Genomic DNA, 22,746 nt, shown 5'->3' on the forward strand with positions numbered 1-22,746 from the left:
TGCGGGGGAGGACCCGGTACGCATCGAATTCGAGCCCGTGCACGAGTTCGCGGCGGAGATCGCGCACTTCGCCCACAGCATCCGGACCGGATCGCGTCCCCTGCACACCCACGTCGAGGGCACCGAGGTGCTCGGCATCATCCTCGCCGCCTACGCGTCGGCGCGGGAGCGGGTCGTCGCGCCGGTGGAACACCTCGGAGCGGCAGCGGTCGCGCGGTAGCGGGGGCCCGGATGACGCGCGTGCGGCAGGCGGAGGTGGCCGTCTTCGGCGCCACGGCGGGCGGAGTCTGCGCCGCGGTCGCCGCGGCGGAGCACGGCGCACGCGTGCTGCTGCTCGAGCCCGGCGCCCACGTCGGCGGCATGACGAGCGGCGGCCTCGGCTACACCGACGTCGGGGATCTGCGGGTGCTCGGCGGCGCGGCCGCACGGTTCCGGAACGCGGTCGCCGAGCACTACGGCGTCGCTCCGGGCCGCTACGCGGGCCCCGAGCCGCAGGTCGCCGAGGCGATCCTGCTCGCGTGGCTCGACGCCGCAGGGGTGGAGCTGGTCACCGGCGCGCTCCTCACGGGTGTCGCGATGCGCGGCGACGCGATCGCCTCGGCGTCGTTCCGCGACCTGACGGTCGAGGCGGGTGTCTGGATCGACGCCGGCTACGAGGGCGATCTGCTCGCGGCGGCCGGCGTGCCGTACCGGGTCGGCCGCGAGGACCGCGCGCTGCACGGTGAGCGCTTCGCCGGCCGGCGCGAGGTCGTGCCCGGCATGCATTCGATGCCCGACGGCGTCTCCCCGTTCCGCGACGACGCCGCCGGGCTCGAGCCCGGCGTGCTGCTGCCGCAGGTGCGCGCCGAACCGATGGCCGACGTGGGCGCGGGCGACGGCGGCGTGATGTCGTACGGGTACCGGCTGTGCCTGTCGACGGCATCCGACCGCATCCCGTTCGACGAGCCGGCCGGTTATGACCCGGCGCGCTGGGAGCTCGGCCGCCGCATCCTCGCCGCCGAGCGGGCGCGCGGCGTCGAGCGCCCGGCCGGCCGGATGGTCGGTCTCGAGCCGAACCTGCCCGGTGGCAAGGCGGACGGCAACTCGCTCGGACCGTTCTCGCTCAGCGTGCTCGACGGCAGCGCGTGGCGGTATCCGGATGCCGACCAGCCCGAGCGGGACGGCATCCGGGAGCACCATCGCCGGCACGCCCTCGGCCTGCTGCACTTCCTGCGCACCGACCCCGCGGTGCCGCCGGACGTGCGCAGCGAGATCGACCGCTGGGGCCTCGCCGCCGACGAGTTCGCCGACACCGGCCACCTGCCGCACCAGCTCTACGTGCGCGAGGCGCGGCGGATGCAGGGGCGTCGCATCCTGACCGAGCACGATCTGCTCGGCGGCACGGTCTCCGACGACACGATCGCGCTCGGCTCGTACCACCTCGATGTGCGCGAGGTGCAGCGCGCGTGGCGCTGGGTGTACGAGCACCCGCGCCCGATCGCGCAGGTGGTGAGCGAGGGGTACTACTCCGTGCCGGTGCCGGTCTACGGCATCCCGTACGCGGCGCTGCTGCCGCCCGACGGGGTCGCGACCAACCTCCTCGTGTCCACCTGCGTCTCGGCGTCGCACGTCGCGTTCTCGTCGATCCGCATGGAGGTGCAGTACCAGATGCTCGGTCAGGCGGCGGGCACGGCGGCGGCGCTCGCGATCGCCGCGGACGTCGCACCCGACCGGATCGACGTGGGCACCCTGCGCGAGACGCTCGCGGCCGACGGCGCGGTGCTCGCCCTCTAGAGCGGGTCGGCGCCGCGCGCCGCTACTCGACCCGCTCGGGGGTGCGGGGCAGCCCCACGACCAGCAGCACCGGCGCGATGAGCACCACCGCCCCCGCGACGAGCAGCGTCCCGCGGGCGCCGATCGCCTCGCCGAGCACCCCGCCCAGCAGGGCGCCCAGCGGGAACAGCCCCATGATCGCGACCCGCATGGTCGCGTTGACGCGGGACAGGATCCGGTCGGGGCAGATGCGCTGGCGCAGGCTCACGCTCGTGATCGCGTAGACGATCTGGCCGAGTTCGCCCGCCGCCATGCCGGCGACGGCGAACGCGAGCCCCCAGCCCGGGGTCGCGAGCACGATCAGGAGCGCGAGCGGTCCGGTCACCGCGAGCGAGACCCAGATCACGCGGACCGGGCCGAGGGTGCGGCTCGCCCGGGGGTGAGCGCCGCCCCCGCCATCGCCGCGAGTGCGCCGCCCGCCACCACGAGGCCGACGACCCAGGCCGGCTGATGCAGGTCGCGCACGAGGAAGACGACGGTCACGGCCGACGCGATCGCGAACGACAGGTTGCTCGCGGCGCTCGCGAGCGCGAGGGCGCGGAGGGTGCGGTCGCGGGCGACGTAGCGGACGCCCTCGGCGATCCGGTGGCCCAGGTGCCGCGGGGCCTCGGGCTCCGGCGCGGGCTCGTGCACCCGGATGCCGAGCAGGGTGGCCGCCGACACCGCGAAGGTGATCGCCTGCGCGAGCACCACCGACGCCGCTCCGATCAGTGTCACGAGGAGGCCGCCGAGCCCGGGGCCGGCGACCTGGCCGCTCGAGCGGAGGAACTCCATCGCCGAGTTGCCGGCGAGCACCCGGTCGCGGCCGACGACCACCGGCACGTAGCTCTGGTATCCCACGTCGAAGAAGACCCGCGCCAGGCCGACCAGGAGCGAGACCACGACGAGCTGCGCGATGGTCAGGATGCCGAGCCACGATGCGACCGGGATCGTCGCGTAGAGCACGGCGCGCGCGAGGTCGCTCGCCACGAGCACCGGACGGCGGCGGGCGCGGTCGAGCCACGCGCCGGCGGGCAGGCCGATGAGGGCGAACGCGATCGTCGAGGCGGCCGCGATCAGGCCGACCTCGAAGGCGGTCGCGTGCAGCGACACGACCGCGAGCAGCGGGATCGCCACCCCGCCGATCTGGCTGCCGAACTGACTCGTGGTCTGGCCGGCGAGCAGCAGCCGGAAGTCGCGCGAGGCGCGCAGGGAGGGCGCGGACGGGAGGGACATGACGTGCCTTTCGTGGAGAGGGATCCCCTCCACCGGCGCGGAAATCGTCGCTCGGGGGTTCGACGTTACGGGCGCCTGTGCATCGTGTCAAACTCCGGCGACGTCGCGGCGCGCGCGCTCGATGATGGCGACATGAGCGACAGCACGGACTGGCCGACAGAACGCAGCGCCGAGAACACCCCGCAGGACGAGGCGCGATCGGAGGAGCAGCACCACGATGCCGACACCGAGGAGGACACGGTCTCCGGCGGCGCTGCGGAGGAGCCCGAGTGAGCGACCGCGCGGTGGGCGACACGGGTGACGCACCGCTGGATGACGACGACCAGCTGTTGAAGGATCGCAGCTACTCCCCGGCGAGCGGTCGGGAGACCGAGGAGCTGCAGCGCGATCCTGCCGACAGCCCGGCGACCGACGACGTCGATCCGGATGCGGTGCAGACGCTTCCCGGCACCGGCGGTCCCGACGACGGGGGCGCGGTCGAGGCGCCGCCCGACACCACGATCCCCCGCGACACCGGGGCGCACTGAGCGCGCGGGAGCCGGACGCCGCCCTGAGTCTCTCCTCCACAGGGCGGCATCCGGCGATTGATCCACAGCCGAAAGCTCTCCTGACCAGGCAATTCGGGATGTCGGTGGCCCCTGCCATAGTCGAAGCATGGAGGCAGAGGCGGCGATCTCGGAGGCGATCCGGGTGCTCGCGGGAACAGCGGCGGAGCCGCTCGCGGTGCTCCCCGACGAGGGGTCTACCGCCGTGCGTCCGACGTCGAACGGCTCGGCAGGCTGGTGGATGCGCTCCGGCTGCAGGCCGCTGCCGAGCTCGCGGTGCGCGCCGACCATGTCTCCGACGGCTCCGCGACGCCGCGACTGACTCGACGGCTGGGGGTGGTGAGCGCGGCGCAGGTGCTGGAACGCGCGGCGCGAGTCTCTCAGCGGGAGGCGACGCGGCGCATCCGGCTGGGCACGCTCGTCTCACCTCGTATCACCCCGTTCAGCGCGGTCATCGAGCCGCCATTCCCCGCCGTAGCCGAAGCGCTGCGGGCGGGCGAGATCGGCGTGGATGCTGTGGCCGCCATTGTGCGCCCGCTCGCCGGGGCGGCGGACCGTATCGCACCCGAGATGCTGGCCGAGGCGGAGCGCCATCTGGTCTCCGAGGCGCGCACCGGCTTGCCCGATCTCGTCGCCGTCCAGGCGCAGATCATGGGGCAGGCCCTCGACGCCGATGGCGCCGAACCGCGCGAGGCCGAGCTGCGACGACGTCGGACATTCCGCATCGGGCGGGAGGTCGACGGCATGACTCCGTTCCACGGGCTCGCTGATCCGGTGGGCGCGGCCCTGCTGCGCGCCGCCATTGCCGAGCGGACGGCGCCGTCGCGCACGCCGCGGTTCGTGGCCGACGACGAACCCGCTGTCGAACGCGGCGCCGACCCGCTCCCGATCCGGGACGAACGCTCCCGGGAGCAGCGCGCCTACGACGTGCTGATGGGCCTGCTCACCGCGGGCGTGCGTGTCGACCGGGATGTCGCGACCAGCCTCCACGGGGTGGCGACCGTGCAGGTGGTCGTCACGGAGGCCGACCTCGAGGGCGGATCGGGTCTCGCCTGGCTCGACGATGTCACCGAGCCCGTGTCGGCACGCACCGCCGCGGAGATCGGCTGCGACGGGGGCATCGCGGTGACGGTCGTCGACGACCACGGACGCCCGCTGCGCCAGGGACGACGACAGCGATACTTCACCGCCGCCCAGCGAAGGGCACTGGCGGTGCGCGACGGCGGATGCGCCATGCCGCAGTGCACCGCTCCCCCGTCCTGGACTCACGCACATCACGTCGTGGAGTGGCAGCACGGGGGTGCGACGGACGTCGACAACGGCGTCCTTCTCTGCGCGTACCACCACCATCTCGTGCACGAGGGCGACTTCCGCCTGCGCATGCTCGAGGGACTGCCGCAACTGCTGGCACCGCCTTGGGTCGACCCGGAACAGCAGTGGAGACGCATCGGGCGCGCCCGATGGAAAGGGGCGCGACGGCGCGGGCCGCCTGAGCGTGCCGCCGCGCGCCTCGGTGCCGCGCGCTCGCGCCGCGCCCGTCGCCGCGCCCCGGTCGTCGGCCGTGGTCGCGTGCGAGCGTTGCAGGTACTGCTCGGGTGTCAGCCCGCCGCGGCCGCCGAGTGGGAACACGTGCCGCTCCCCACCCGGGTCACCGGCCAGTCGGAGGCGTCGTCCACCACGAACACCGGGGCGCCCGGGGGCGAGCCGCTCGGCGATGAAGCGGCGGTACGCGTCGGTCGGCCGCGACGTGCGGCATCACCCGTTCCAGCGGCAGCCGCAGAGCCGGCCGGATGCCGAGGCCGATCCAGGCCCGGCACGATCACGACGCGCGGGTCACGCGACACGGAACCGGCTCCCGCGCGTGCTGAGCGTCATCCCGTGCCCCGGTGCGTCGCCCGGTCGCACCGCCCCGTCGCGTACGGGCAGGGTGCCGTCGAAGAGCGCCGCCTCGACCCGCTCGTGATCACTGAACCACTCGAGGTGGCGGAGCCCCGGTGTGACGGCACCGACGTGCACCGACAGCTGCGGGGCGCAGTGCGCGGAGACGTCGACGCCGGCATCCGCGGCGAACGCGGCGAGCTCGCGCCAGGCGGTCGGGCCGCCGCAACGCGTCACATCCAGCTGGAGGCAGTCGACGGCGCCGGCGTCGAGCAGCGCCTCGGCGTCGCACCGGCGCCACACGTACTCCCCCGCCGCGACGTCGATCGGGGTCGCCGCACGCACCCGCGCGAGTCCGGCCGGGTCGTCGGAGCTCACGGGCTCCTCGAACCAGGCGACCCCGCGCGCCGCGAGCGCGCCGGCCACCTCGATCGCCTGGTCGACGTCGTAGCCGCCGTTGGCATCCACGAACACCGCCGCCCGGTCACCCACGCGGGCGACGACCTGATCGACCCGGGCGAGGTCGCGCTCGACCCGGGTGCCGCGATCCTGCCCGATCTTGATCTTGACGGCGCGCATGCCCCGCGCCATCCAGTCGTCGAGCTGCGCGTCGAGCTCGGACTCGTCGAACGTCGTGAACCCGCCGCTGCCGTACACCGGCACCGCGTCGCGCACCGGTCCGCCGAGTGCGGCGACGAGCGGGATGCCGTCACGTCGCGCCGCGAGATCCCATAGGGCGAGGTCGACCGCGGAGAGGGCGGTCGCGCCCACGCCCGGCCGCCCGACATTGCGCAGCGCCCGCCCCATCGCCTCGGCGGCCGCCACCGGGTCGGGATCGTCGAGCACGGGCGCGAGCACCTCCTCGATGAGCGCGCCGGCCGCCGCGGCACCGTACGTCCAGCCGGTGCCGACCATCCCCTCGCTCTCGCACTGCACCACGACGACCGTGGTCGAATCCCAGGCGAAGGTGCCATCGGCCTCCGGCCGCTCGGTGGGCACCCGGAAGACGCGGGTCAGCACAGAGACCGTCATCGGCTCAGCCGAGCTGCGAGATCTTGTCCTTGAACAGCGTCGTCGCGATCGCCACCTTGTGCGGCTGCCCGCGCAGGAACGCCGTCGCGAACTTCTTGGCCTGCTCGTACGCGATCGTGCCGGGCAGCGGCGGCTCGTTCGGATCGACGTCGACGTCGACGAGCGCGGGACCGTCGAAGGCCAGCGCGCCCCGGATCGCCGCCTCCAGTTCGCCCGCGTCGGTCACCTTCCGGCCGAACCCGCCGCACGCCTCCGCCCAGGCCGCGAAGTTCCCCTCCGGCTTCTCGAACCGCACCCCGTGCTCGGGATAGCCGAGCACCATCTGCTCCCAGAGGATCTGCCCGAGCGAGTTGTTGTTGTTGACGACGACGGTGATCGGCCAGCCGTGTTGGGCGGCGGTGAGGAACTCGGCCATGAGCATCGCGAACCCGCCGTCGCCGACGAACGCGATCACCTGCCGCTTCGGGAAGGCGTGCTGGACGGCGTTGGCGTAGGGCAGCCCCGGCGCCATCGTCGCGAGGTTGCCGGAGAGGTAGAACTCGCGCCCGCCGCGGATCGTCCAGTGCCGCGCGGCCCAGGTGGCGATCGTGCCGGAGTCGCAGGTCAGCACCGCGTCGTCCGTGGCAGCGTCGTCGATGACACCCATGAGGTACTGCGGCGCGATCGGGGAGCGGTCCTTGTTCTCCAGCGCCTCCATGTTGGAGCGCCAGTCGCCCATCGCCTTCTGGTACTTCTCCAGGTGCGCGCGGTCGTCCCGCCGGGTCAGCATCGGAGCGAGCGCGGCCAGGGTCTCCTTCGCGTCGCCGACGAGGCCGGCCTTGATCGGGAGGCGCGCGCCGATCCGCGCGGGATCGGCATCCACCTGCACGACCTTGACCGCGTCGGGCGCGGGCAGGTGCTTGGTGTACGGGAAGTTCGTGCCGACCATGAACAGCACGTCGCAGTCGTCCATGAGCTCGGCGCCCGGCTTCGTGCCGAGCAGCCCGATGCCGCCGACCGCGAACTCGCTGTCGTCGGGGATCGCCGCCTTGCCCGGCAGCGTCTTGACGATCGGGGCGCCCAGCAGGTCGGCGACGGCGAGCAGCTCCTCTCGCGCGTGCAGAGATCCGGCGCCCGCGAGGATCGCGGGCCGCTCCGCGGCGGAGAGCACCTCGGCCGCCGCGCGGAGATCCTGCTCGCGCGGGATGCCGATCGGATACGCGCGTGTGGCCGACGTGGCCGGCGGCGTCGCGGGGGCGACGTGCTGATACGGGTCGGCATCCGCATCGGCGACCTGCACGTCGTTCGGCACCGTCAGGTGCGCGACACCGCGGCGGGCGTACGCCGTGCGGATGGCGATGTCGACGACGCCCGGCAGCTGCGCGGGGTTGTCGACGACGAGGTTGTACTCGGCGACGTCCTCGTAGAGGTGCTCGAGGCCGACCTCCTGCTGATAGCCGGTGCCGAGCACGCTGGTCTCCTGCGAGCCGGTGATCGCGAGCACGGGCTGGTGGTCGAGCTTCGCGTCGTACAGGCCGTTCAACAGGTGGATGCCGCCCGGCCCCGACGTCGCCAGGCACACGCCGATCCGCCCCGTCGCCTTCGCGTGCGCCGCGGCCATGAAGGCCGCGGCCTCCTCGTGGTGCACGAGCACGAACCGGATCGTCTTCGACCTCCGCAGCCCCTCCATGATCCCGTTGATGCCGTCGCCGGGAAGGCCGAACACGGTGTCGACCCCCACTCGGACAGGCGCTCGATGAGGACTTCGGATGCGATGCGTGCCATTTCCCCAGCCTGCGCCCGTCTCGTGCCCATCGAGCGGGGTCGCGGAAAACCTTCAGCCACGAAACGACCTGGGAACTCGCCCGATGCCGTCGCGGCCGTCGAACGGCCTTCCTAACGTGGGAGCGTGCGGAGAAGATCGTGGTCCCGGAGCGGCACGCGCGAGGCCGTCCGTCTCGTCGAGGATGTCCGGCACGGCCGGTTCGAGCGCTCGCTCGCCGCGCTGACCGCCGCCGGCGCGCTCGTCACGGCGGGCGAGATCTACTTCGAGCACGACAAGGCGAGCTTCGGCAACCCGTGGATGTGGGTGCCGGTCGCGCTCGGACCCGTCGGCGCCGTCGCGGGCGTCGCCGGGGTCGCGAGCCGGCGGGCCGCCAAGATCGCGCTGCCGATCGCGGGGGCGGCGATCGTGGCGAACGGGCTGCAGGGCGTCTACCTGCACGCGCGCGGCATCCACCAGAAGCCCGGCGGGTTCCACAACCTCCGGTACAACCTCGAGATGGGGCCGCCCCTGCTCGCCCCGCTGCTGGTCACCATGGTGGGCGGGATGGCGATCCTGGCCGCCGTGCTGCGGCGCGAGAAGTGAGCGCGCTGCCCCTTCCGGAGCAGGACGGCGGCGGCCGCTACCCCGGGTTCCGCACCCTCGATCAGGGGCCGCACTGGGATGCCGTGACGCGCCGGACCGTGCAGCGCCGGCTCGATCCGCCCCGGCGCGTAGGCTTCTTCGACGACCACGAGCTCGCGACGTGCCGCGCCCTGGTCGACCGGCTGCTCGCGCAGGACGGCGAGCCGCGCATCCAGGTCGAGGTCATGATCGGCCAGCGGCTGGCCGCGGAGGAGACCGACGGCTGGCACTACGACGACATGCCGATCGACGCCGAGGCGTGGCGCCGGTCGATGGCCGGTCTCGACGACGACGCCCGGCTCATCGCCAACGCGGACTTCGCCGAGGCCACGGTGGCACAGCAGCGCGCCGTGCTCGGCGCCGTGCAGGACCTCCGGATGAGCCCGTGGCACGCGATGCCCGCGACGCACATCTGGGGCCTCTGGACCCGGTACGCCGCCACCGCCTTCTACGCGCATCCGTGGGCGTGGGACGAGATCGGCTTCTCGGGGCCCGCCTACCCGCGCGGCTACAAGAACATCGGCATCGGCAAACGGGAGCCCTTCGAGGTCGCCGACACGCGCGCCGACGAGGACCCGGTGGGCGCATGACCACCTGGACCGCGGAGGCCGCCGTGCGCGAGCGCAACGATTCCGCCTGGTTGCTCGACGAGCGCGGCGCCCTGCCGCACGGGCTGCGCCGCGACATGCGGCGGTTCGACGACGCCGACGAGGTCGACATCGCGATCGTCGGCGCCGGCGCGGGCGGCTCGACCCTGCTGCAGCGACTCGCCCGTGCCGGATGGCGGGGGTCGCCTTCGACGCCGGGCCGTTCTGGGATCCGGACGCCGACTGGGTGAGCGACGAGGCGGGATCGCACACGCTGTACTGGACCGACCCGCGCGTCATCAGCGGCTCGAGCCCCGTGCCGCTCGGCTCCAACAACTCGGGGCGCGGTGTCGGCGGATCGATGGTGCACTTCGCGGGCTACGCGCCGCGGTTCCACCCGAGCGACTTCCGCACCGCGTCGGTCGACGGGGTGGGAGCCGACTGGCCGCTCGACTACGCCGAGCTGCGCCCCTACTACGAGCGGATCGAGGCCGAGCTGCCGGTCGCGGGTGAGCACTGGCCGTGGGGCGATCCGCACGGCTATCCGCACCGACCGCATCCGGTCGGCGGCAACGGCGAGGTCATGCAGCGCGGCGGTCTCGCGGCCGGAATCGACGTGCGGGTCGGACCCGTGGCGATCCCGAACGGCCGCTTCGGCCACCGGCCGCACTGCATCTACCGCGGCTTCTGCCTGCAGGGCTGCAAGGTCAACGCGAAGGCGTCGCCGCTCATCACGCACCTGCCCGACGCCCTCGCGCACGGCGCCGAGGTGCGCGCCGACTCGATGGTGACGCGGATCGGCTACGACGAGCGCACCGGCCTCGCGACGGGCGTGCACTACGTGCGCGACGGGGTGGAGCGGTTCCAGCGCGCGGCGCTGGTGGCGATCGCCGGCTACTCGATCGAGACGCCGCGCCTGCTGCTGAACTCGACCTCGCCGCGGTTCCCCGATGGGCTCCTCAACGACCACGACCTCGTCGGGCGGTACGTCATGGTGCAGGGCGCCCCGCAGACCGCCGGCCGGTTCTCCGAGGAGATCCGCATGTGGAAGGCGCCGCCTCCCGAGGTCAGCACCGAGCAGTTCTACGAGACCGATCCGTCGAAGCCGTACCAGCGCGGCTTCTCGGTGCAGACCGTCTCGCCGCTGCCGATCACCTGGGCCGAGCACGTGGCGGCGCAGGGCCATTGGGGCGCCGACCTGCGGCGCTACATGAGCGACTACCCGCACTGGGCGGTGCTGGGGTCGCTGTGCGAGTTCCTCCCGCTGCCCGGCAACCGCGTGACCCTGGCGTCGATGACCGACCGGTTCGGGATGCCCGTGGCCGACTTCCACTACGACCAGTGCGACAACGACCGGCAGCTGCTGGCGGCCGCGCAGGAGGTCATGGAGCGGATCCTCGAGGGGGCCGGCGCGACCGAGACGATGACCATCCAGCGCTTCGCGCACCTGGTCGGCGGCGCGCGCATGGGCGCCACCGAGCGCGACGGCGTCGTCGATCGCGACGGCCGCAGCTTCGCGGTGCGCAACCTCATGATCAGCGACGGCAGCATCCTGCCGACCCAGGGCAGCGCCAACCCGGCTCTCACGATCATGGCGCTCGCGGCCCGGCAGGCCGAACGCCTGCTTCACCCCTGATCCGGGTCAGGCGGCTCCGCCGAGCACGGTGAGAGCCGTGCCCCACCCGAAGCCGAGACCCGGGAGGCCGCCCTCCGGCAGGTCGATCGTCCTCGGGTGGTGCAGGTGGCGGCTCCACCACGCCGTTCCCGCATCGTCGGGCACGCCGATCACGGTGGAGTCCACATGCACGTCGCGCACCCGGCGCGTCCAGCCCAGGTCGGCGAGGAGCAGGTGGTCGGCGGCGGCGCCGTAGGAATCCGCTGCATCGAGGGCGGGCCTCTGGCGGTCGACCGCACCGGACATCGGGTCGACGCCCTCGGCATCCCACTGCGACGGGTCGTCGAGCGCCTCGCTGCGGAACAGGGGCGCCGAGGGCTCCAGCAGCACGAGGCGCGGGCAGTCCGCAACGGTCGCGGCGAGCGCCGCCGCGTAGAAGGCGCCGTAGCCGATGCCGATCACGCCGGCGAACTCGATGTCGAGCCCCGACGCCTCCCGCGAGGTGGGATCCAGGCGGCTCAGGTAGTCGCGCACGTCGGCGAGCCAGACGTCGAGATCCGGTTCGCCCTCGTAGCGATCGCTCGCGCCGTAGCCGGGCCGGTCGATGCCGATGATGCGCAACCCGCTGCGGTTGCTCGCGAGTGGATCCGGATCGATCGCGCCGGTGCCGGGAGCCGCATGGCACAGCACCGCGACTTTGGTCGACGCGGGCTCGCCCAGGCCGCTGATGCCGAGCCGGTGGCCGGACGCCACCTCGAACGTCATATGGGTCATGCCTCCACGGTGCGCGCATCCGGGCCGGGAGGACGCGTCCTTGCGCTGACACGCAGCTTCGCGAAGATGCGCGATTGCTGGGCGTCGTTCCGGCCGGGTTGCCGCACGGCGAGGAACGAGGATCGTTGCGCCGGTCGCCGAAGGAGGTCCGCCATGGGCAGGTTGACCTACGACGGCACCATCGCCGTCGATTTCGACGATCGGGTCCTCGCCCACCTCCAGCTGGTCATCGGCAACAAGATGCGCCGGGGGAGTCGTTCCACTTCAGCTGGCGCGATGAGGCGTCCATCGGCGACGGCCGCACGATCATCTGGATCCACCCCCGCGTCTCGATGGTCTACAAGTTCTTCGGAGGACGGAGCCCGGCGATCAACCGGGCGTGGGTCGACGACCTGATGGCCACCGCGAACTCGGCAGCCGGGCTGCACCTCGTGCCCGAACCGCCGCACCGCCCCGACTCCGACGAGGTGACGTGAAGCGCATCGACATCTATTACGGCGGCCGCCACTACAGCGTCGGCGGGCGTGCGCTCGCCGACCTGCGCGCCGAGATCGATCAGATCCTGAGCCGCGGCAGCGGATGGATCGAGGTCAACTACGGCGAGGGCTCGATGGCGCCGGCGCAGCTCCTGATCGCGCCCGGCGTCGGCATCGCGCTGCTCCCGGTCGCCGGTGACGAGTCCGACGGCGAGGCGTAGACGCCGAGGTGTCGAGCGGGAGCGTCCGGTGCGCTTGCTAGCCTGCGGGCGATGGACACCGATCGAGCGCCCGGTGACGGTCTGCTCGTGAGAACGGAGCGCCTGCTTCTGCGGAGGTGGCGGGTGGGCGACGCGCCCGTGGAGCACGAGCTCTGGGGAGAGCGCGATCCCCGTGTTCCCGCTCACCGGCGGATCACCTCGGATGGTCACCCGACCCAGGAAGAACTCGAGGAGCGGACCCGGCGCGACCAGCCGCCGCCGTCGCTCGGCATACTGGCGGTGGAACGCAGAGGCCTCCAGGGCGCGATCGGATACTGCGGCCTCATCGCCAACGCGTACGGGCAGGATGACGAGCCGGAGCTGGCGTACGAGCTCTTGCGGCGGGCATGGGGCCATGGATATGCGACGGAGGCCGCCCGCGGCGTGATCGGCTGGGCACAGGCATCCGGGCACCGGCGGCTGTGGGCCACGGTCCGCGAGTGGAACACCGCGTCGCGCCGCGTCCTCGCGAAGCTCGGCTTCGTCGAGTCGGGTCGTGTCGAGCCCGACGAGCTGCACGGCGACTCGATCTTCACGACGAGGGCGATCGCCCCGCCGGACTGACCCCCGGCAGGCTGGGCGCCTCCGGGGAACCCGCGAGCGGTCGCCGGCGCTGCGGTGCACTGGGCTCATGAAGGCGCTCACCTGGCAGGCCCCCGCTCCGTCCGCACGATCGACGTTCCGGACCCCGAGATCCTGGAGCCGACCGACGCGATCGTCCGGATCACGTCGACGGCGATCTGCGGCTCCGATCTGCATCTGCTCGATGTGCTCGGACCGTTCCTCCACAAGGGCGACGTGCTCGGGCACGAGCCCATGGGCGTCGTGGTCGAGACCGGCAGCGCGGTGTCGAAGATCTCCATCGGCGACCGGGTCGTCATCCCGTTCGTGATCGCCTGCGGGGAGTGCTACCAGTGCCGGCGCGGCTTCACGACCCAGTGCGAGAGGACCCGCACGCCGGGTCAGGACACCGGCGCATCGCTGTACGGCTACACGGAGCTGTACGGCAGCGTGCCGGGCGGGCAGGCGGAGTACCTGCGGGTGCGGCTCGCCGACGCGAACGCGATGCGGATCACGACCGACCTCCCCGACGAGCGCTACCTGTTCCTGAGCGACATCCTGCCCACCGCGTGGCAGGGGTGCAGTACGCGAACGTTCCGGAGGGCGGCTCGCTCGCCGTGCTCGGCCTCGGCCCCGTCGGGCAGCTGGTCTCCCGCGTCGGCCGCCACCTCGGCTACGACGTGATCGCGGTGGACCCGGTGCCGGAGCGACGGGCCATGGCCGAGCGGCACGGCGTCGCGACCCTCGACCTCGGCGACCGGCTGCGCGACGAGATCCTGGATCGCACCGACGGCCGCGGACCGCACGGCGTCGTCGACGCGGTCGGCATGGAGGCGCACGGCAACCTGGTCGCCGCGTTCAGCCAGCACGCCGCCGGCATGCTGCCGGATGCCATGGCCAAGAAGCTCATGAAGACGGTCGGCGCCGATCGGCTGGCCGCGATGATGACCGCGTTCGACATCGTGCAACGCGGCGGCACGGTGTCCATCAGCGGCGTGTACGGCGGTGTCGGCGACCCGCTGCCGATGCTCAACCTGTTCGACAAGCAGATCTCGATCCACATGGGCCAGTGCAACGTGCAGCGCTGGATCCCGCAGCTGTGGCCGCTCGTCGAGGACCCGGCCGACCCTCTCGGCGTCACGGACCTCGTGACCCATCACGGCTCGCTCGACGAGGCGCCGGAGCTCTACCTCACCTTCCGCGACAAGGAGGACGGCTGCGTCAAGGTCGTGCTGCACCCCTAGGGCGGTGGCCGGTCGGGCCGGCTTCGGCTCCTGATCGGCTCAGACCGCCTCGAGGATCAGTGCCGAGCCCTGCCCGCCGCCGCCGCAGAGAGCCGCCGCGCCGATGCCGGAGGCCCCGGCTCGTGCAGCTGGCGCGCCAGGGTGCCCGCGAGCCGCGCTCCGGACGCCCCGATCGGATGCCCCAGCGCGATCGCGCCGCCGTGCACGTTGACGATGTCGGGATCGATCGCGAGCGCATCCACGGAGGCCAGTGCGACCGACGCGAACGCCTCGTTGATCTCCACACGGCCGAGCTCCGAGGCGTCGGCGCCGAGCTTCGTCAGCGCGGCCACGATCGCGTTCGAGGGCTGGTGATGCAGCTGGATGTCGGGCCCCGCCACGAGCGCGGAGCCCAGCACGCGCGCGATCGGCGTGGCGCCCGCCGCCGCCGCGGCATCCTCGCTCATGAGCACGAGCGCCGCAGCGCCGTCGGTCACCTGCGACGCGTTGCCCGCCGTGATCGTGCCCTCGGGGCGGAACGCGGGGCGGAGCCGGGCGAGCGTCTCGGGGGTGGTGTCGGGGCGCACGCCGTCGTCCTCGGCGAGGTTGGACCACGGCTCGATCTCGCCGGCGAGGAACTCGCGGGAGGCGGTGGCCCGCTGGTGCGAGCGGGCGGCCCAGGCATCCTGGGCGGCGCGGTCGAGGTGCAACCTGTCGTTGCCGGCCTCGGTCGACGCGCCCATCGAGACCTTCTCGAACGCGTCGGTGAGCCCGTCGTGGTGGAGCGTGTCGACGAGCTCGATGGCGCCGTAGCGGGTGCCGGCCCGGCCCGGGAAGGCGTGCGGGGCCAGCGACATCGACTCCATGCCGAGGGCGACCACGACGTCGGCGTCGCCGCGCTCGATGAGGTGCGCGGCCGCGATGACGGCCTCCAGCCCCGAGAGGCAGACGACGTTGAGCGTCATGGCAGGCACGTCGAACGGCACGCCGGCGCCGACGCCGGCCTGGCGCGCGGGGTTCTGGCCGGCGAGGCCCTGCAGCACCTGGCCGCCGATGACGCGCTGCACGGCATCCGGAGCCACTCCGGACCGCGCCAGCGCCGCCTTCACGGCGTGCGCGCCGAGCTCGGTCGCGGGCACCTTGGCGAACGCGCCCGTGTACTTCGCGAACGGGGTGCGGGCGTACCCGGTGATGACGGCGGCGGTCATGCGAGGTCCTCCTGGAAGGGTGCGCCGGTGAGCGTGCGGAGCTCGGCGGCGGTCTGATCGGGGGCGAGTCGGCGGAGCACGAGGCCGCCGGGGGCGACGTCGAAGACGGCGCGATCGGTGATGATCCGGTTCACGACGCCGACGCCGGTCAGGGGCAGGGTGCAGGTCTCGACGATCTTCGGCGTGCCGTCCTTGGCGACGTGCTCCGTGATGACGACGACGCGCGGGGTGCCGGCGACCAGGTCCATCGCGCCGCCCATGCCCTTCACGAGCTTGCCGGGGATCTGCCAGTTGGCGAGGTCGCCGTTGGCCGCCACCTGCAGCGCGCCGAGGATCGCGATCTGCACGTGCCCGCCGCGGATCATGCCGAACGACGTCGCCGAGTCGAAGATCGAGGCGCCCGGCAGCAGCGTGACGGTCTGCTTGCCCGCGTTGATGAGGTCGGGATCCTCGTCGCCCTCGACCGGGAACGGTCCGGTGCCGAGGATCCCGTTCTCGCTCTGCAGCGTGACCCGCACCCCCGGCGGCAGGTGGTTCGCCACCAGGGTCGGGATGCCGATCCCGAGGTTCACGTACTGGCCGTCCGCGAGCTCCTGGGCGGCGATCGCCGCCATCTCGTCACGACTCCACACGAAGGGTCCTCTGCTCGATCTGCTTGTCGGCGGGATCGGCCGCGACGATGTGCTGCACGTAGATGCCGGGGGTGTGGATGTCGTCCGGCCCCAGGTACTCCCCTCCGGCAGCACCTCGTCGGCCTCCGCGACCGTCACCCGCCCGGCGGTCGCGACGAGCGGGTTGAAGTTGCGCGCCGTGAGCCGGTAGCGGAGGTTCCCCTCGAGGTCGGCGCGATGCGCCCGCACGAGCGCGAGGTCGGCGACGATCCCGCGCTCGAGGATCGCCCGCACCCCGTCGAACTCGGCCTCCGGCTTGCCCTGCGCGATCGGCGTGCCCACCCCGGTCGGCGTGTAGAACGCCGGGATGCCCGCGCCCCCGCCCGCAGCCGCTCGGCGAGCGTGCCCTGCGGCACGAACTCGACCTCGAGCTCGCCGTCGAGGTACTGCTGCGCGAACAGCCGGTTCTCGCCGACGTACGACGAGAGCACCTTGGCGACCTGCTTGTTCTCCAGCAGCAGGCCGAGCCCCTTGCCGTCGACGCCCATGTTGTTGCTCACCACGGTCAGGTCGCGCACGCCCGTCTCGACGAGCGCCCGGATCAGCGTGCTCGGGTTGCCCGAGAGGCCGAAACCGCCGACCGCGACCGTCATGCCGTCGCGCGCGATCGCCTGGATGGCGTCCGCGGCGCGGGGACCAGCTTCGTCATCGCACTCCTTCGGGCCGACGACTCGACGCTAACCCCGCCGGCCGCACCCGGCTCCGGTTCGCCCGCGCGATGGCGCGACTGGGCAGTGTGTGCTCACAATATGAGCATGGCGGGGACCCAGCTCATCGGCCGCACGACCGCGATCCTGCGGCAGGTCGGAGCGAGCGCGTCCGCCGGCGTGAGCACGTCGGAGGTCGCGGCCGCGACCGGGCTTCCGCGCTCGACGGCGCAGCGCGTGCTCGCGGCCCTGGCCGCTGACGGGTTCGTCGACCGCGACACGGCGCGCGGCCGCTGGTACCTCGGCCCGGAGATGTTCCTGCTCGGCGCGGTCGCCGCCGAGCGCTACGACGTCACCGCCACCGCGCGCCCCGTCGTGCGGGCCCTGTCCGAGCGCACCGGCGAGAGCGCCTTCCTCTCCGCCCGGCGCGGCGACGAGACGGTCTGCCTGATCGCCCAGGAGGGCAGCTTCCCGCTGCGCTCGCACGTGCTGCACGAGGGCATCCGGTTCCCCCTCGGGGTGGCCTCCGCCGGCCTCGCGATCCTCGCCCACCTGCCGCCGGCCGAGTCGGACGCGTACACCCGCCGCGAGGGGCCGCGGCTCGAAGCGTCCTACGGGGCCGCGCACGCGATCCGGCCCCTGCTGGCGCGCATCGCCCAGACCCGGCGACTGGGCTACGCGGTCAATCCGGGCCTCATCGTCGCGGGCAGCTGGGGCCTCGGCGCCGCCGTCTTCGACCACGACGGCGCGCCCGCGTGGGCGATCAGCCTCAACGGCGTGGAGTCACGGCTCGCGGGCGAGCGCACCGCGCAGCTGGGCGTGCTGCTGCTCGAGGCGGCGCACACCCTCTCGAGACGCCTCGGCGACGCCCGACACGCCTAGCCTGCTCCACGCCCTCACCAGACGAACGGCACCAGGCGGTACCGGATTCTCGCGAGGTAGCGCCGGTACGGCTCGCCGATGCCGTCGGCCAGCATCCGCTCCTCCACGCGGATGCGGTTGACGAGTCCGGCGAGCGGGATCCCGACCGCGAGCGCGAGGGCGAGACCGTTGCCCAGCATCAGGCCGAACCCGACGAAGACGAGCGCCAGCCCCGTGTAGGACGGATGCCGCACGACCGCATAGGGCCCGCGATCCACGACCTGCTGCTCGTCGCGCACGCGCACCTCGACGGTGAACGACCGGCCGAGCACAACCACCGACCACCAGCGCAGGGCGAGTCCCGCCGCCATGAGGGCGGCGCCGATCACGAACAGCGGCAGCTGCCCGGGCAGGGTGAGCGTGGTGACGCGACCGGCGACGACGGCTCCCCCGCCGAGGCCGAGCACCAGCGCGACGACGAGCAGGATCAGGCTGCCGCGCTCGGGTCGCGTGCCCGACCCGGCGGAGTTGATCGACGAGCGGATCCGGATGACGACCTCGCCCAGCGCGAGCAACCCGACCAGCACATCGAAGACGATCCGAGGCGCGAGCTGGCTGTAGGCGATCGGGACCACGCGACGACGCTACGCCGCGGGAGCGCACGCGTCATCCGGGGTCAGTGTGCCCGTTCGCGCACGTCGAAGCCGAGCGCCGTCAGGACGCGCACGGCACCCGAGCGGCCGCCCTCGAAGTCGCCGGGCTCCAGGCGGGTGCCGGTGGCGTCCGCGTAGGCGGCCCCCAGGATCGCCTTGGGCGGGTAGGTGCGGTCGTCGACGACGAGGTCGTAGGTCGTGGTCGGCCCGAAGCCGGCCGTGCGCAGGAACTCCTCCGCGCCGAGGCGGTCGTAGTCGGCGAGCGCGGTGCGGACGTGGTCCGGCGTGACGGGCGTCCAGTCGATCGAGTGTGTCATCGCCTCTAGCGTCGCGCGGCGCGCATGCCGGACGCAAGGGCGGTGGCGGCGACCACGGCCCCCGCGGCGCCGATCGCGGCGGCGAGCCCGCGGTGCTGCTGCGCCCAGGTCTGCGGGGTGAGGGCCTTGGCCCGATCGTCGAAGGCGCCGTGCGCGCCGTGGTCGCCGGGCACCGGCTCCCACAGATTCGGCGGCAGCATCGGCTCGTGCAGCGACGGGTCCTCCTGCGCGAACCCGGACTTCAGCGCGAGCCGGTCGGCGAGCCGCGCCGAGAGGCGCGTGCCGAGGATCGTCGCGACCGTCGCCTCGCCCACCCAGGTGCGCCGGCGCGGTCGGTCGGCGACGTCGGCGAGGATCGCGGCGCACACCTCCGGCTGCAGGATCGGCGGCACCGGCTGCGGGTGGTGCCGCAGCAGGTTCTTCACCCAGTTGAACTGCACGGTGTTCATCGCGGGCATGTCGACCTGCGAGATCCGCACGTCGGACCCCCGGTGCTCCAGCTCGACCATCACCGACTCGCTGAGGCTCTTGATCGCGTGCTTCGACGCGCAGTACGCCGACTGCAGCGGGATGCCGCGGTGCGCCAGCGCCGACCCCACCTGGATCACGTGTCCGCTCCCCGCGGCTCCATGCGCCGCACGGCCGCGCGCGTGCCGTTCGCGAACCCGAGGAACACCACCCGGATGACCCGCTCGAAGTCGGCCGGCTCGATCTGGTCGAACGGGCCGAAGACCGACACCATCGCGTCGTTGACCCAGAGCTCGATCGGGCCGAGTTCGGCCTCGACGCGGTCGGCGGCCGCCTCCACGGCATCCGTGTCGGCGACATCGACGGTGACGCCGATCGCCCGCACGCCGCGTTCGCGCGCCTCGGAGGCCGCGGCCTCGACGCCGTCCGCTCCGCGGGCGAGCACCGCGACATCCCAGCCCCGGCCCGCGAGCTCCCGCACGATCGCCCGCCCGAGTCCCGCGCTGCCGCCCGTCACCACCGCCACACCTCTGCCCATGCTCCGAGCATTCGCCCGCGGGTGCGCTGCCGGGTCACCATCGCAGCCGCCTCTCAGCGGCGTCGGCGGCGGCCTGGCGACCGGCCGACGCACATCGCGGGGCGCTCCGCACGCCCCCGAAGGCCATCCCGCCCGACGAACCTCAGTGGCGCGCCTGGAGAATGCGTCGACGCAGGACGGTGAGCACGATGCCGCTCGCGAGCAGGCCGAGCGCAAGACCCGCCGGCACCGTGCTCACTCCCGTCGCTGCGAGCGTCCCGGTCTGAGTGGGCGACGACGATGGGCCGCCTGTCGTCGACGATCCGCCCGTCGCCGAACCGCCGGTGCCTCCGCTCCCGCCCGTGCCGTCGGTACCGCCACCGTCGCTCGAGGATCCTCCCGTGGTGTTCGTGCATCCGGCCGGACGGGTGACGAGGTTGGAGTGAAGATTCACCGCGCCGGTGCTGGCCAGCAGGCGTCCGGCGATGGTGGCGTCGGTGTCGGCGGTGATCGTGGCCCCGGCGAGGATCGTTCCGACGAAGGTCGAATCGCTGCCGAGCGTCGCTGAGCTCGGCACCACCCACCACACATTGCACGAGGTGGCACCACCGATCATCGAGACGACGCTGCTGCTGCCGGTGATCAGCGTGCTCGCGGCTCGGAGGATGAAGACGGAGTCGGCGTCGCCGTTCAACACCAGCGTGCCGGACAGGGAGAGCGCGGCGCCGTCGTAGACGCCCGGCACGAGCGTCAGCCCGGCGAGATCCACCGGCACGTTGCCGGTGGAGGCGCGGCTGGACGCGTCGCCGGTGGCGGTGGTCAGATCTGCCTGAGCCTGGACCGCGACGGGATCCGCGACGTGCGTCGTGCCCGCCGTGACGGTGCCGGGTCCGAAGCCCGTGACCGATGAGCCGGGGCTGAGATCGAGATCACCCGAGACGATCGTGGGCCCCGTGTTGGTGACGGTGGAGCCCGCCAGCACGGCAACCTGCTCGTTCGTCAGCATCCCGACGGGAGCCTCGGCCGCCATGGCCGAGCCGACCCCGGTGACCAACGCCAGGGCCGCGGCGAGCGGCACCGCCAGCGCGGCGATACGGAGTATGGACGTGGAGTTTCCTGCGGCCATGACGGCCTCATCTCGCATGGGCTGCGACGAACTCCAGCGCGAAAGGGTAGAACCCCCGTTCTACCTTCCCTTATTCCGAGGTATACACGCCAAGCGGCCGATTCCCTAGCGATCTCCCCGAACGGGGGCGCCGTTCGCCGGTATCTCTGCGGTTACACCTTGCTGCGCCGACGCGTGACCGCTCGCCGGAGCAGGCCGATGACGAGGGTGGCGACGAACAGGATGATGCCGATGATGGCCAGCCAGACGAGGCCCTTGATCGCGAACCCGACCACAGACAGGATCGCCCAGAGCACCAGCAGCACAATGACCAGGATCAGCATTCCTGCACGGTAGCCACGGCACCGGCGAGCACGCGTCATCCCACAGTCAACGCTCGGGCGAGGCGAGACTCGGTCACGAGAGCTGCAACGCCGCCCACAGCTCGGCCCGCCCCGCGAAATCGTCGAGGTCGAGTCCGATCGCCGACCCCAGCCCGGCCATGCGCGCCCGCAGGGTGTGCCGGTGGATGCCGAGCTCCTTCGCCGCCGGATCCCACGCCCCGTTGTGGCCCAGCCACACGCGCGCAGCGCCCAGCAGCTCGTCGACGTCGCCCGCCGGCCGATCGCGCAGCGGTTCGAGCAGCCGCCGGGAGGCCTCGCGGCCGCCCGAGCGGGCGAGCAGTCCGATCATCCCGTCGGCGGCCAGCTGGTCGAAGCGCTGGAGCGCGCCGGACCCCCATCGGCGACCGCGGCGGCCGCGCGCTCGGCCTCGGCCAGCGCCGCTCGCAGCTCGCCCCATCCCGCCGGACCGGACGCGCCTGCGATGGTGCGGTGCCGGCGCAGGACGGCGGCCAGGGCATCGAGCCGCGCGTCGGGGACGAGCAGCACGAGCCGATCCCCGTCGAGCGCGAAGAACGGGCCTCGCCCGCGTTCGGCGTCGAGTTCGAGCTCCTCCACGAGCAGCCGCCGTGCGGCGCCGGCAGGGGCGACGACGACCCGCACCGGCTCGGCGGGCAGAGGGCTGCCGAGCAGCTGGGCGCTGCGCGCCGCGACGTCGACGCTTCCCGCGAGCAGCAGGTCGAGCACGCCCGCGCGCAGGCTGCGGCGCGCGTCCTCGAGGGCGCGGCTCTGCTCGAGCGCGATCGAGGCGAGCGCGATGACGCTCGCGACGAGGTCGGCGCCGGCCTCGTCGAGCGGCGCGGGGTTGCCGATCGCGAGCACGCCGCGCAACCGGTCGCGACGGCCGAGGGTCTGCAGCGTGACCTCCCCGCCGGCCGTCGAGATCCGCCCGCCGCGCCGGGTTCCGGTGCTGAGCGCCCGCCGCACCGCGTGCTCCACGGCACCGCCCAGCTCCTCCGGGATGCGCCGCTCGGTCGGGATCGCGACCCGCTCCCCCGCGGCGTCGAACAGCGCCACCCACCCGTCGAGGCGATCCTCGAGCTCGTGCAGGATCGCGCTCAGCCCGTCGACGCGCAGCGCGGCCCGCGCGATCGCCCGTTGCGCGTCGAGCAGCCAGTCGAGCCGCTCACGCTGGTCGGCGGCGATCGTGTCGGCGACATGCCGGATGATCGCCATGAACGGCGTGCGATCGGCGACCTCGATCAGCGGGAAGTCCCGTCGGCGCGCCGCGTCGACGAGCGCCGGCGGCACCTCGTCGTGGATGACGGAGGTCGCGAACCCCAGCGCGCGCACCGACGCGCCGGCGAGGCGCTCGACGTAGGCGTCGGCGGCATCCCGCCCCGGATGCCGCCGGAAGTATCCGCCGTCGGTCAGCAGCAGCTGGCCGGGCTCGAGCCACGGGGTGGGGTCGGGCAGGTCGGAGCTGTGGGCCCAGGCCAGCGGCTCGTCGAGCACGGCGGCATCGATCGGCGGCACGATGAGCCGCAGGTGGAAGCGCGCGGTGTCCAGCAGCGTGCGCAGCGTCGCGGCCATG

Annotated in this window: 27 protein-coding genes and 4 pseudogenes; 15 read left to right on the forward strand and 16 right to left on the reverse strand. The window is 73.1% G+C overall.

Features of this window, described 5'->3' with window-relative positions:
• Positions 1 to 37 precede the first annotated feature (37 nt).
• Complete coding sequence (locus QQK35_RS06560) at positions 38 to 220, forward strand: hypothetical protein (RefSeq protein WP_284253445.1); 183 nt, start codon at positions 38 to 40, stop codon at positions 218 to 220.
• An 11-nt stretch (positions 221 to 231) separates the two neighbouring features.
• Entirely contained in the window at positions 232 to 1,773 is a 1,542-nt protein-coding gene (locus QQK35_RS06565) for an FAD-dependent oxidoreductase (RefSeq protein WP_284253446.1), read from the forward strand.
• A 22-nt stretch (positions 1,774 to 1,795) separates the two neighbouring features.
• Here the strand turns inward: QQK35_RS06565 and QQK35_RS06570 are convergent, their stop codons facing one another.
• A complete protein-coding gene (locus tag QQK35_RS06570; protein WP_284253447.1) occupies positions 1,796 to 2,158 on the reverse strand; it encodes an MFS transporter in 363 nt (120 codons plus the stop codon).
• On the reverse strand, positions 2,155 to 3,027 hold the full coding sequence (locus QQK35_RS06575) for an MFS transporter (protein ID WP_284253448.1): 873 nt from the start codon (positions 3,025 to 3,027) through the stop codon (positions 2,155 to 2,157). Before QQK35_RS06575 ends, QQK35_RS06570 begins: the two co-directional genes overlap by 4 nt.
• Before the next feature lie 132 nt (positions 3,028 to 3,159).
• On the opposite strand from QQK35_RS06575, the gene QQK35_RS06580 reads away from it, so the two are divergent.
• The 4 genes and pseudogenes from QQK35_RS06580 to QQK35_RS20310 form a co-directional block, all read left to right on the forward strand.
• On the forward strand, positions 3,160 to 3,300 hold the full coding sequence (locus QQK35_RS06580) for a hypothetical protein (protein ID WP_284253449.1): 141 nt from the start codon (positions 3,160 to 3,162) through the stop codon (positions 3,298 to 3,300).
• Positions 3,297 to 3,554, forward strand: coding sequence for a hypothetical protein (locus QQK35_RS06585; protein WP_284253450.1), 258 nt, complete (start codon positions 3,297 to 3,299; stop codon positions 3,552 to 3,554). The genes QQK35_RS06580 and QQK35_RS06585 overlap by 4 nt, the downstream gene beginning before the upstream one ends.
• 127 nt (positions 3,555 to 3,681) lie before the next feature.
• On the forward strand, positions 3,682 to 3,894 hold the full coding sequence (locus tag QQK35_RS06590) for a hypothetical protein (protein ID WP_284253451.1): 213 nt from the start codon (positions 3,682 to 3,684) through the stop codon (positions 3,892 to 3,894).
• Positions 3,849 to 4,871: pseudogene (locus tag QQK35_RS20310) on the forward strand (HNH endonuclease signature motif containing protein); the annotation flags it as partial. The gene QQK35_RS06590 and the pseudogene QQK35_RS20310, both read left to right, overlap by 46 nt.
• 534 nt (positions 4,872 to 5,405) lie before the next feature.
• Here QQK35_RS20310 and QQK35_RS06600 read toward each other — a convergent pair.
• Entirely contained in the window at positions 5,406 to 6,482 is a 1,077-nt protein-coding gene (locus QQK35_RS06600) for an enolase C-terminal domain-like protein (RefSeq protein ID WP_284253453.1), read from the reverse strand.
• 4 nt (positions 6,483 to 6,486) lie between these two features.
• Positions 6,487 to 8,202: a thiamine pyrophosphate-dependent enzyme gene (locus QQK35_RS06605; protein WP_284253454.1), complete on the reverse strand. Its 1,716-nt coding sequence runs from the start codon at positions 8,200 to 8,202 to the stop codon at positions 6,487 to 6,489.
• A 168-nt stretch (positions 8,203 to 8,370) separates the two neighbouring features.
• Here QQK35_RS06605 and QQK35_RS06610 point away from each other — a divergent pair, with 168 nt between their 5' ends.
• From QQK35_RS06610 to QQK35_RS06625, 4 genes are read left to right on the forward strand one after another with little or no spacing between them, the layout of a single operon-like run.
• A complete protein-coding gene (locus QQK35_RS06610) occupies positions 8,371 to 8,829 on the forward strand; it encodes a hypothetical protein (protein WP_284253455.1) in 459 nt (152 codons plus the stop codon).
• The gene (locus tag QQK35_RS06615; protein ID WP_284253456.1) at positions 8,826 to 9,458 is read left to right on the forward strand and encodes a gluconate 2-dehydrogenase subunit 3 family protein; all 633 of its coding nucleotides are present in this window, start codon (positions 8,826 to 8,828) and stop codon (positions 9,456 to 9,458) included. The genes QQK35_RS06610 and QQK35_RS06615 overlap by 4 nt, the downstream gene beginning before the upstream one ends.
• Positions 9,455 to 9,706 carry a hypothetical protein gene (locus QQK35_RS06620; protein ID WP_284253457.1) on the forward strand — a complete coding sequence of 84 codons (252 nt, stop codon included), beginning with the start codon at positions 9,455 to 9,457 and terminating at the stop codon, positions 9,704 to 9,706. The genes QQK35_RS06615 and QQK35_RS06620 overlap by 4 nt, the downstream gene beginning before the upstream one ends.
• On the forward strand, positions 9,649 to 11,091 hold the full coding sequence (locus QQK35_RS06625) for a GMC family oxidoreductase (RefSeq protein ID WP_284253458.1): 1,443 nt from the start codon (positions 9,649 to 9,651) through the stop codon (positions 11,089 to 11,091). Before QQK35_RS06620 ends, QQK35_RS06625 begins: the two co-directional genes overlap by 58 nt.
• 6 nt (positions 11,092 to 11,097) lie before the next feature.
• On the opposite strand, the gene QQK35_RS06630 is transcribed toward QQK35_RS06625, so the two are convergent.
• A complete protein-coding gene (locus tag QQK35_RS06630) occupies positions 11,098 to 11,844 on the reverse strand; it encodes an alpha/beta fold hydrolase (protein WP_284253459.1) in 747 nt (248 codons plus the stop codon).
• A 153-nt stretch (positions 11,845 to 11,997) separates the two neighbouring features.
• On the opposite strand from QQK35_RS06630, the pseudogene QQK35_RS06635 reads away from it, so the two are divergent.
• The 4 genes and pseudogenes from QQK35_RS06635 to QQK35_RS06650 all read left to right on the forward strand — a co-directional run bounded on the left by QQK35_RS06635 (position 11,998) and on the right by QQK35_RS06650 (position 14,385).
• Positions 11,998 to 12,320 (forward strand): annotated as a pseudogene (locus tag QQK35_RS06635) (DUF7882 family protein).
• Complete coding sequence (locus tag QQK35_RS06640; protein WP_284253460.1) at positions 12,317 to 12,541, forward strand: hypothetical protein; 225 nt, start codon at positions 12,317 to 12,319, stop codon at positions 12,539 to 12,541. The pseudogene QQK35_RS06635 and the gene QQK35_RS06640 overlap by 4 nt, the downstream one beginning before the upstream one ends.
• A gap of 51 nt (positions 12,542 to 12,592) precedes the next feature.
• Positions 12,593 to 13,144 (forward strand): GNAT family N-acetyltransferase, encoded by a 552-nt coding sequence (locus tag QQK35_RS06645; RefSeq protein ID WP_284253462.1) that lies wholly within the window; start codon positions 12,593 to 12,595, stop codon positions 13,142 to 13,144.
• Between the two features lie 67 nt (positions 13,145 to 13,211).
• Positions 13,212 to 14,385 (forward strand): annotated as a pseudogene (locus QQK35_RS06650) (alcohol dehydrogenase catalytic domain-containing protein).
• A gap of 56 nt (positions 14,386 to 14,441) precedes the next feature.
• Here QQK35_RS06650 and QQK35_RS06655 read toward each other — a convergent pair.
• The 3 genes and pseudogenes from QQK35_RS06655 to QQK35_RS06665 all read right to left on the reverse strand — a co-directional run bounded on the left by QQK35_RS06655 (position 14,442) and on the right by QQK35_RS06665 (position 16,836).
• Positions 14,442 to 15,572 (reverse strand): acetyl-CoA C-acyltransferase, encoded by a 1,131-nt coding sequence (locus QQK35_RS06655; RefSeq protein WP_431311797.1) that lies wholly within the window; start codon positions 15,570 to 15,572, stop codon positions 14,442 to 14,444.
• Positions 15,569 to 16,186: a 3-oxoacid CoA-transferase subunit B gene (locus QQK35_RS06660; RefSeq protein ID WP_284255627.1), complete on the reverse strand. Its 618-nt coding sequence runs from the start codon at positions 16,184 to 16,186 to the stop codon at positions 15,569 to 15,571. The genes QQK35_RS06655 and QQK35_RS06660 overlap by 4 nt, the downstream gene beginning before the upstream one ends.
• 4 nt (positions 16,187 to 16,190) lie before the next feature.
• Positions 16,191 to 16,836 (reverse strand): annotated as a pseudogene (locus QQK35_RS06665) (CoA transferase subunit A).
• A 162-nt stretch (positions 16,837 to 16,998) separates the two neighbouring features.
• Between QQK35_RS06665 and QQK35_RS06670 the strand changes: the two are divergent.
• Complete coding sequence (locus QQK35_RS06670) at positions 16,999 to 17,772, forward strand: IclR family transcriptional regulator (protein WP_284253464.1); 774 nt, start codon at positions 16,999 to 17,001, stop codon at positions 17,770 to 17,772.
• 14 nt (positions 17,773 to 17,786) lie between these two features.
• Here QQK35_RS06670 and QQK35_RS06675 read toward each other — a convergent pair whose 3' ends face one another.
• The 8 genes from QQK35_RS06675 to QQK35_RS06710 form a co-directional block, all read right to left on the reverse strand.
• Complete coding sequence (locus QQK35_RS06675; RefSeq protein WP_284253465.1) at positions 17,787 to 18,386, reverse strand: methyltransferase family protein; 600 nt, start codon at positions 18,384 to 18,386, stop codon at positions 17,787 to 17,789.
• Positions 18,387 to 18,427: 41 nt separating this feature from the next.
• On the reverse strand, positions 18,428 to 18,721 hold the full coding sequence (locus tag QQK35_RS06680; protein ID WP_284253466.1) for a ScoMcrA-related endonuclease: 294 nt from the start codon (positions 18,719 to 18,721) through the stop codon (positions 18,428 to 18,430).
• A 5-nt stretch (positions 18,722 to 18,726) separates the two neighbouring features.
• A complete protein-coding gene (locus QQK35_RS06685) occupies positions 18,727 to 19,329 on the reverse strand; it encodes an SDR family NAD(P)-dependent oxidoreductase (protein WP_284253467.1) in 603 nt (200 codons plus the stop codon).
• Complete coding sequence (locus QQK35_RS06690; protein ID WP_284253468.1) at positions 19,326 to 19,727, reverse strand: SDR family NAD(P)-dependent oxidoreductase; 402 nt, start codon at positions 19,725 to 19,727, stop codon at positions 19,326 to 19,328. Before QQK35_RS06690 ends, QQK35_RS06685 begins: the two co-directional genes overlap by 4 nt.
• A 142-nt stretch (positions 19,728 to 19,869) precedes the next feature.
• Positions 19,870 to 20,832, reverse strand: a complete 963-nt coding sequence (locus QQK35_RS06695) for an ice-binding family protein (RefSeq protein ID WP_284253469.1) — start codon at positions 20,830 to 20,832, stop codon at positions 19,870 to 19,872.
• 152 nt (positions 20,833 to 20,984) lie between these two features.
• Positions 20,985 to 21,155 (reverse strand): hypothetical protein, encoded by a 171-nt coding sequence (locus tag QQK35_RS06700; protein ID WP_284253470.1) that lies wholly within the window; start codon positions 21,153 to 21,155, stop codon positions 20,985 to 20,987.
• 73 nt (positions 21,156 to 21,228) lie between these two features.
• On the reverse strand, positions 21,229 to 21,504 hold the full coding sequence (locus QQK35_RS06705; RefSeq protein WP_284253471.1) for a helix-turn-helix domain-containing protein: 276 nt from the start codon (positions 21,502 to 21,504) through the stop codon (positions 21,229 to 21,231).
• A complete protein-coding gene (locus QQK35_RS06710; RefSeq protein WP_284253472.1) occupies positions 21,501 to 22,745 on the reverse strand; it encodes a PucR family transcriptional regulator ligand-binding domain-containing protein in 1,245 nt (414 codons plus the stop codon). Before QQK35_RS06710 ends, QQK35_RS06705 begins: the two co-directional genes overlap by 4 nt.
• Position 22,746: the final 1 nt, after the last annotated feature.

Source organism: Pseudolysinimonas kribbensis, from assembly GCF_030161895.1.
GTDB classification, from domain to species: Bacteria; Actinomycetota; Actinomycetes; order Actinomycetales; family Microbacteriaceae; genus Pseudolysinimonas; species Pseudolysinimonas kribbensis.

Excerpts from the sequence above, each read along its gene's own strand:
- QQK35_RS06565 (WP_284253446.1), top strand. The coding sequence starts at position 232 with ATGACGCGCGTGCGGCAGGCGGAGGTGGCCGTCTTCGGCGCCACGGCG.
- QQK35_RS06575 (WP_284253448.1), bottom strand. The coding sequence starts at position 3,027 with ATGTCCCTCCCGTCCGCGCCCTCCCTGCGCGCCTCGCGCGACTTCCGG.
- QQK35_RS06580 (WP_284253449.1), top strand. The coding sequence starts at position 3,160 with ATGAGCGACAGCACGGACTGGCCGACAGAACGCAGCGCCGAGAACACC.
- QQK35_RS06590 (WP_284253451.1), top strand. The coding sequence starts at position 3,682 with ATGGAGGCAGAGGCGGCGATCTCGGAGGCGATCCGGGTGCTCGCGGGA.
- QQK35_RS06600 (WP_284253453.1), bottom strand. The coding sequence starts at position 6,482 with ATGACGGTCTCTGTGCTGACCCGCGTCTTCCGGGTGCCCACCGAGCGG.
- QQK35_RS06620 (WP_284253457.1), top strand. The coding sequence starts at position 9,455 with ATGACCACCTGGACCGCGGAGGCCGCCGTGCGCGAGCGCAACGATTCC.
- QQK35_RS06625 (WP_284253458.1), top strand. The coding sequence starts at position 9,649 with ATGGCGGGGGTCGCCTTCGACGCCGGGCCGTTCTGGGATCCGGACGCC.
- QQK35_RS06630 (WP_284253459.1), bottom strand. The coding sequence starts at position 11,844 with ATGACCCATATGACGTTCGAGGTGGCGTCCGGCCACCGGCTCGGCATC.
- QQK35_RS06645 (WP_284253462.1), top strand. The coding sequence starts at position 12,593 with ATGGACACCGATCGAGCGCCCGGTGACGGTCTGCTCGTGAGAACGGAG.
- QQK35_RS06655 (WP_431311797.1), bottom strand. The coding sequence starts at position 15,572 with ATGACCGCCGCCGTCATCACCGGGTACGCCCGCACCCCGTTCGCGAAG.
- QQK35_RS06660 (WP_284255627.1), bottom strand. The coding sequence starts at position 16,186 with ATGGCGGCGATCGCCGCCCAGGAGCTCGCGGACGGCCAGTACGTGAAC.
- QQK35_RS06670 (WP_284253464.1), top strand. The coding sequence starts at position 16,999 with ATGGCGGGGACCCAGCTCATCGGCCGCACGACCGCGATCCTGCGGCAG.
- QQK35_RS06680 (WP_284253466.1), bottom strand. The coding sequence starts at position 18,721 with ATGACACACTCGATCGACTGGACGCCCGTCACGCCGGACCACGTCCGC.
- QQK35_RS06690 (WP_284253468.1), bottom strand. The coding sequence starts at position 19,727 with ATGGGCAGAGGTGTGGCGGTGGTGACGGGCGGCAGCGCGGGACTCGGG.
- QQK35_RS06695 (WP_284253469.1), bottom strand. The coding sequence starts at position 20,832 with ATGGCCGCAGGAAACTCCACGTCCATACTCCGTATCGCCGCGCTGGCG.
- QQK35_RS06700 (WP_284253470.1), bottom strand. The coding sequence starts at position 21,155 with ATGCTGATCCTGGTCATTGTGCTGCTGGTGCTCTGGGCGATCCTGTCT.
- QQK35_RS06705 (WP_284253471.1), bottom strand. The coding sequence starts at position 21,504 with ATGATCGGACTGCTCGCCCGCTCGGGCGGCCGCGAGGCCTCCCGGCGG.
- QQK35_RS06710 (WP_284253472.1), bottom strand. The coding sequence starts at position 22,745 with ATGGCCGCGACGCTGCGCACGCTGCTGGACACCGCGCGCTTCCACCTG.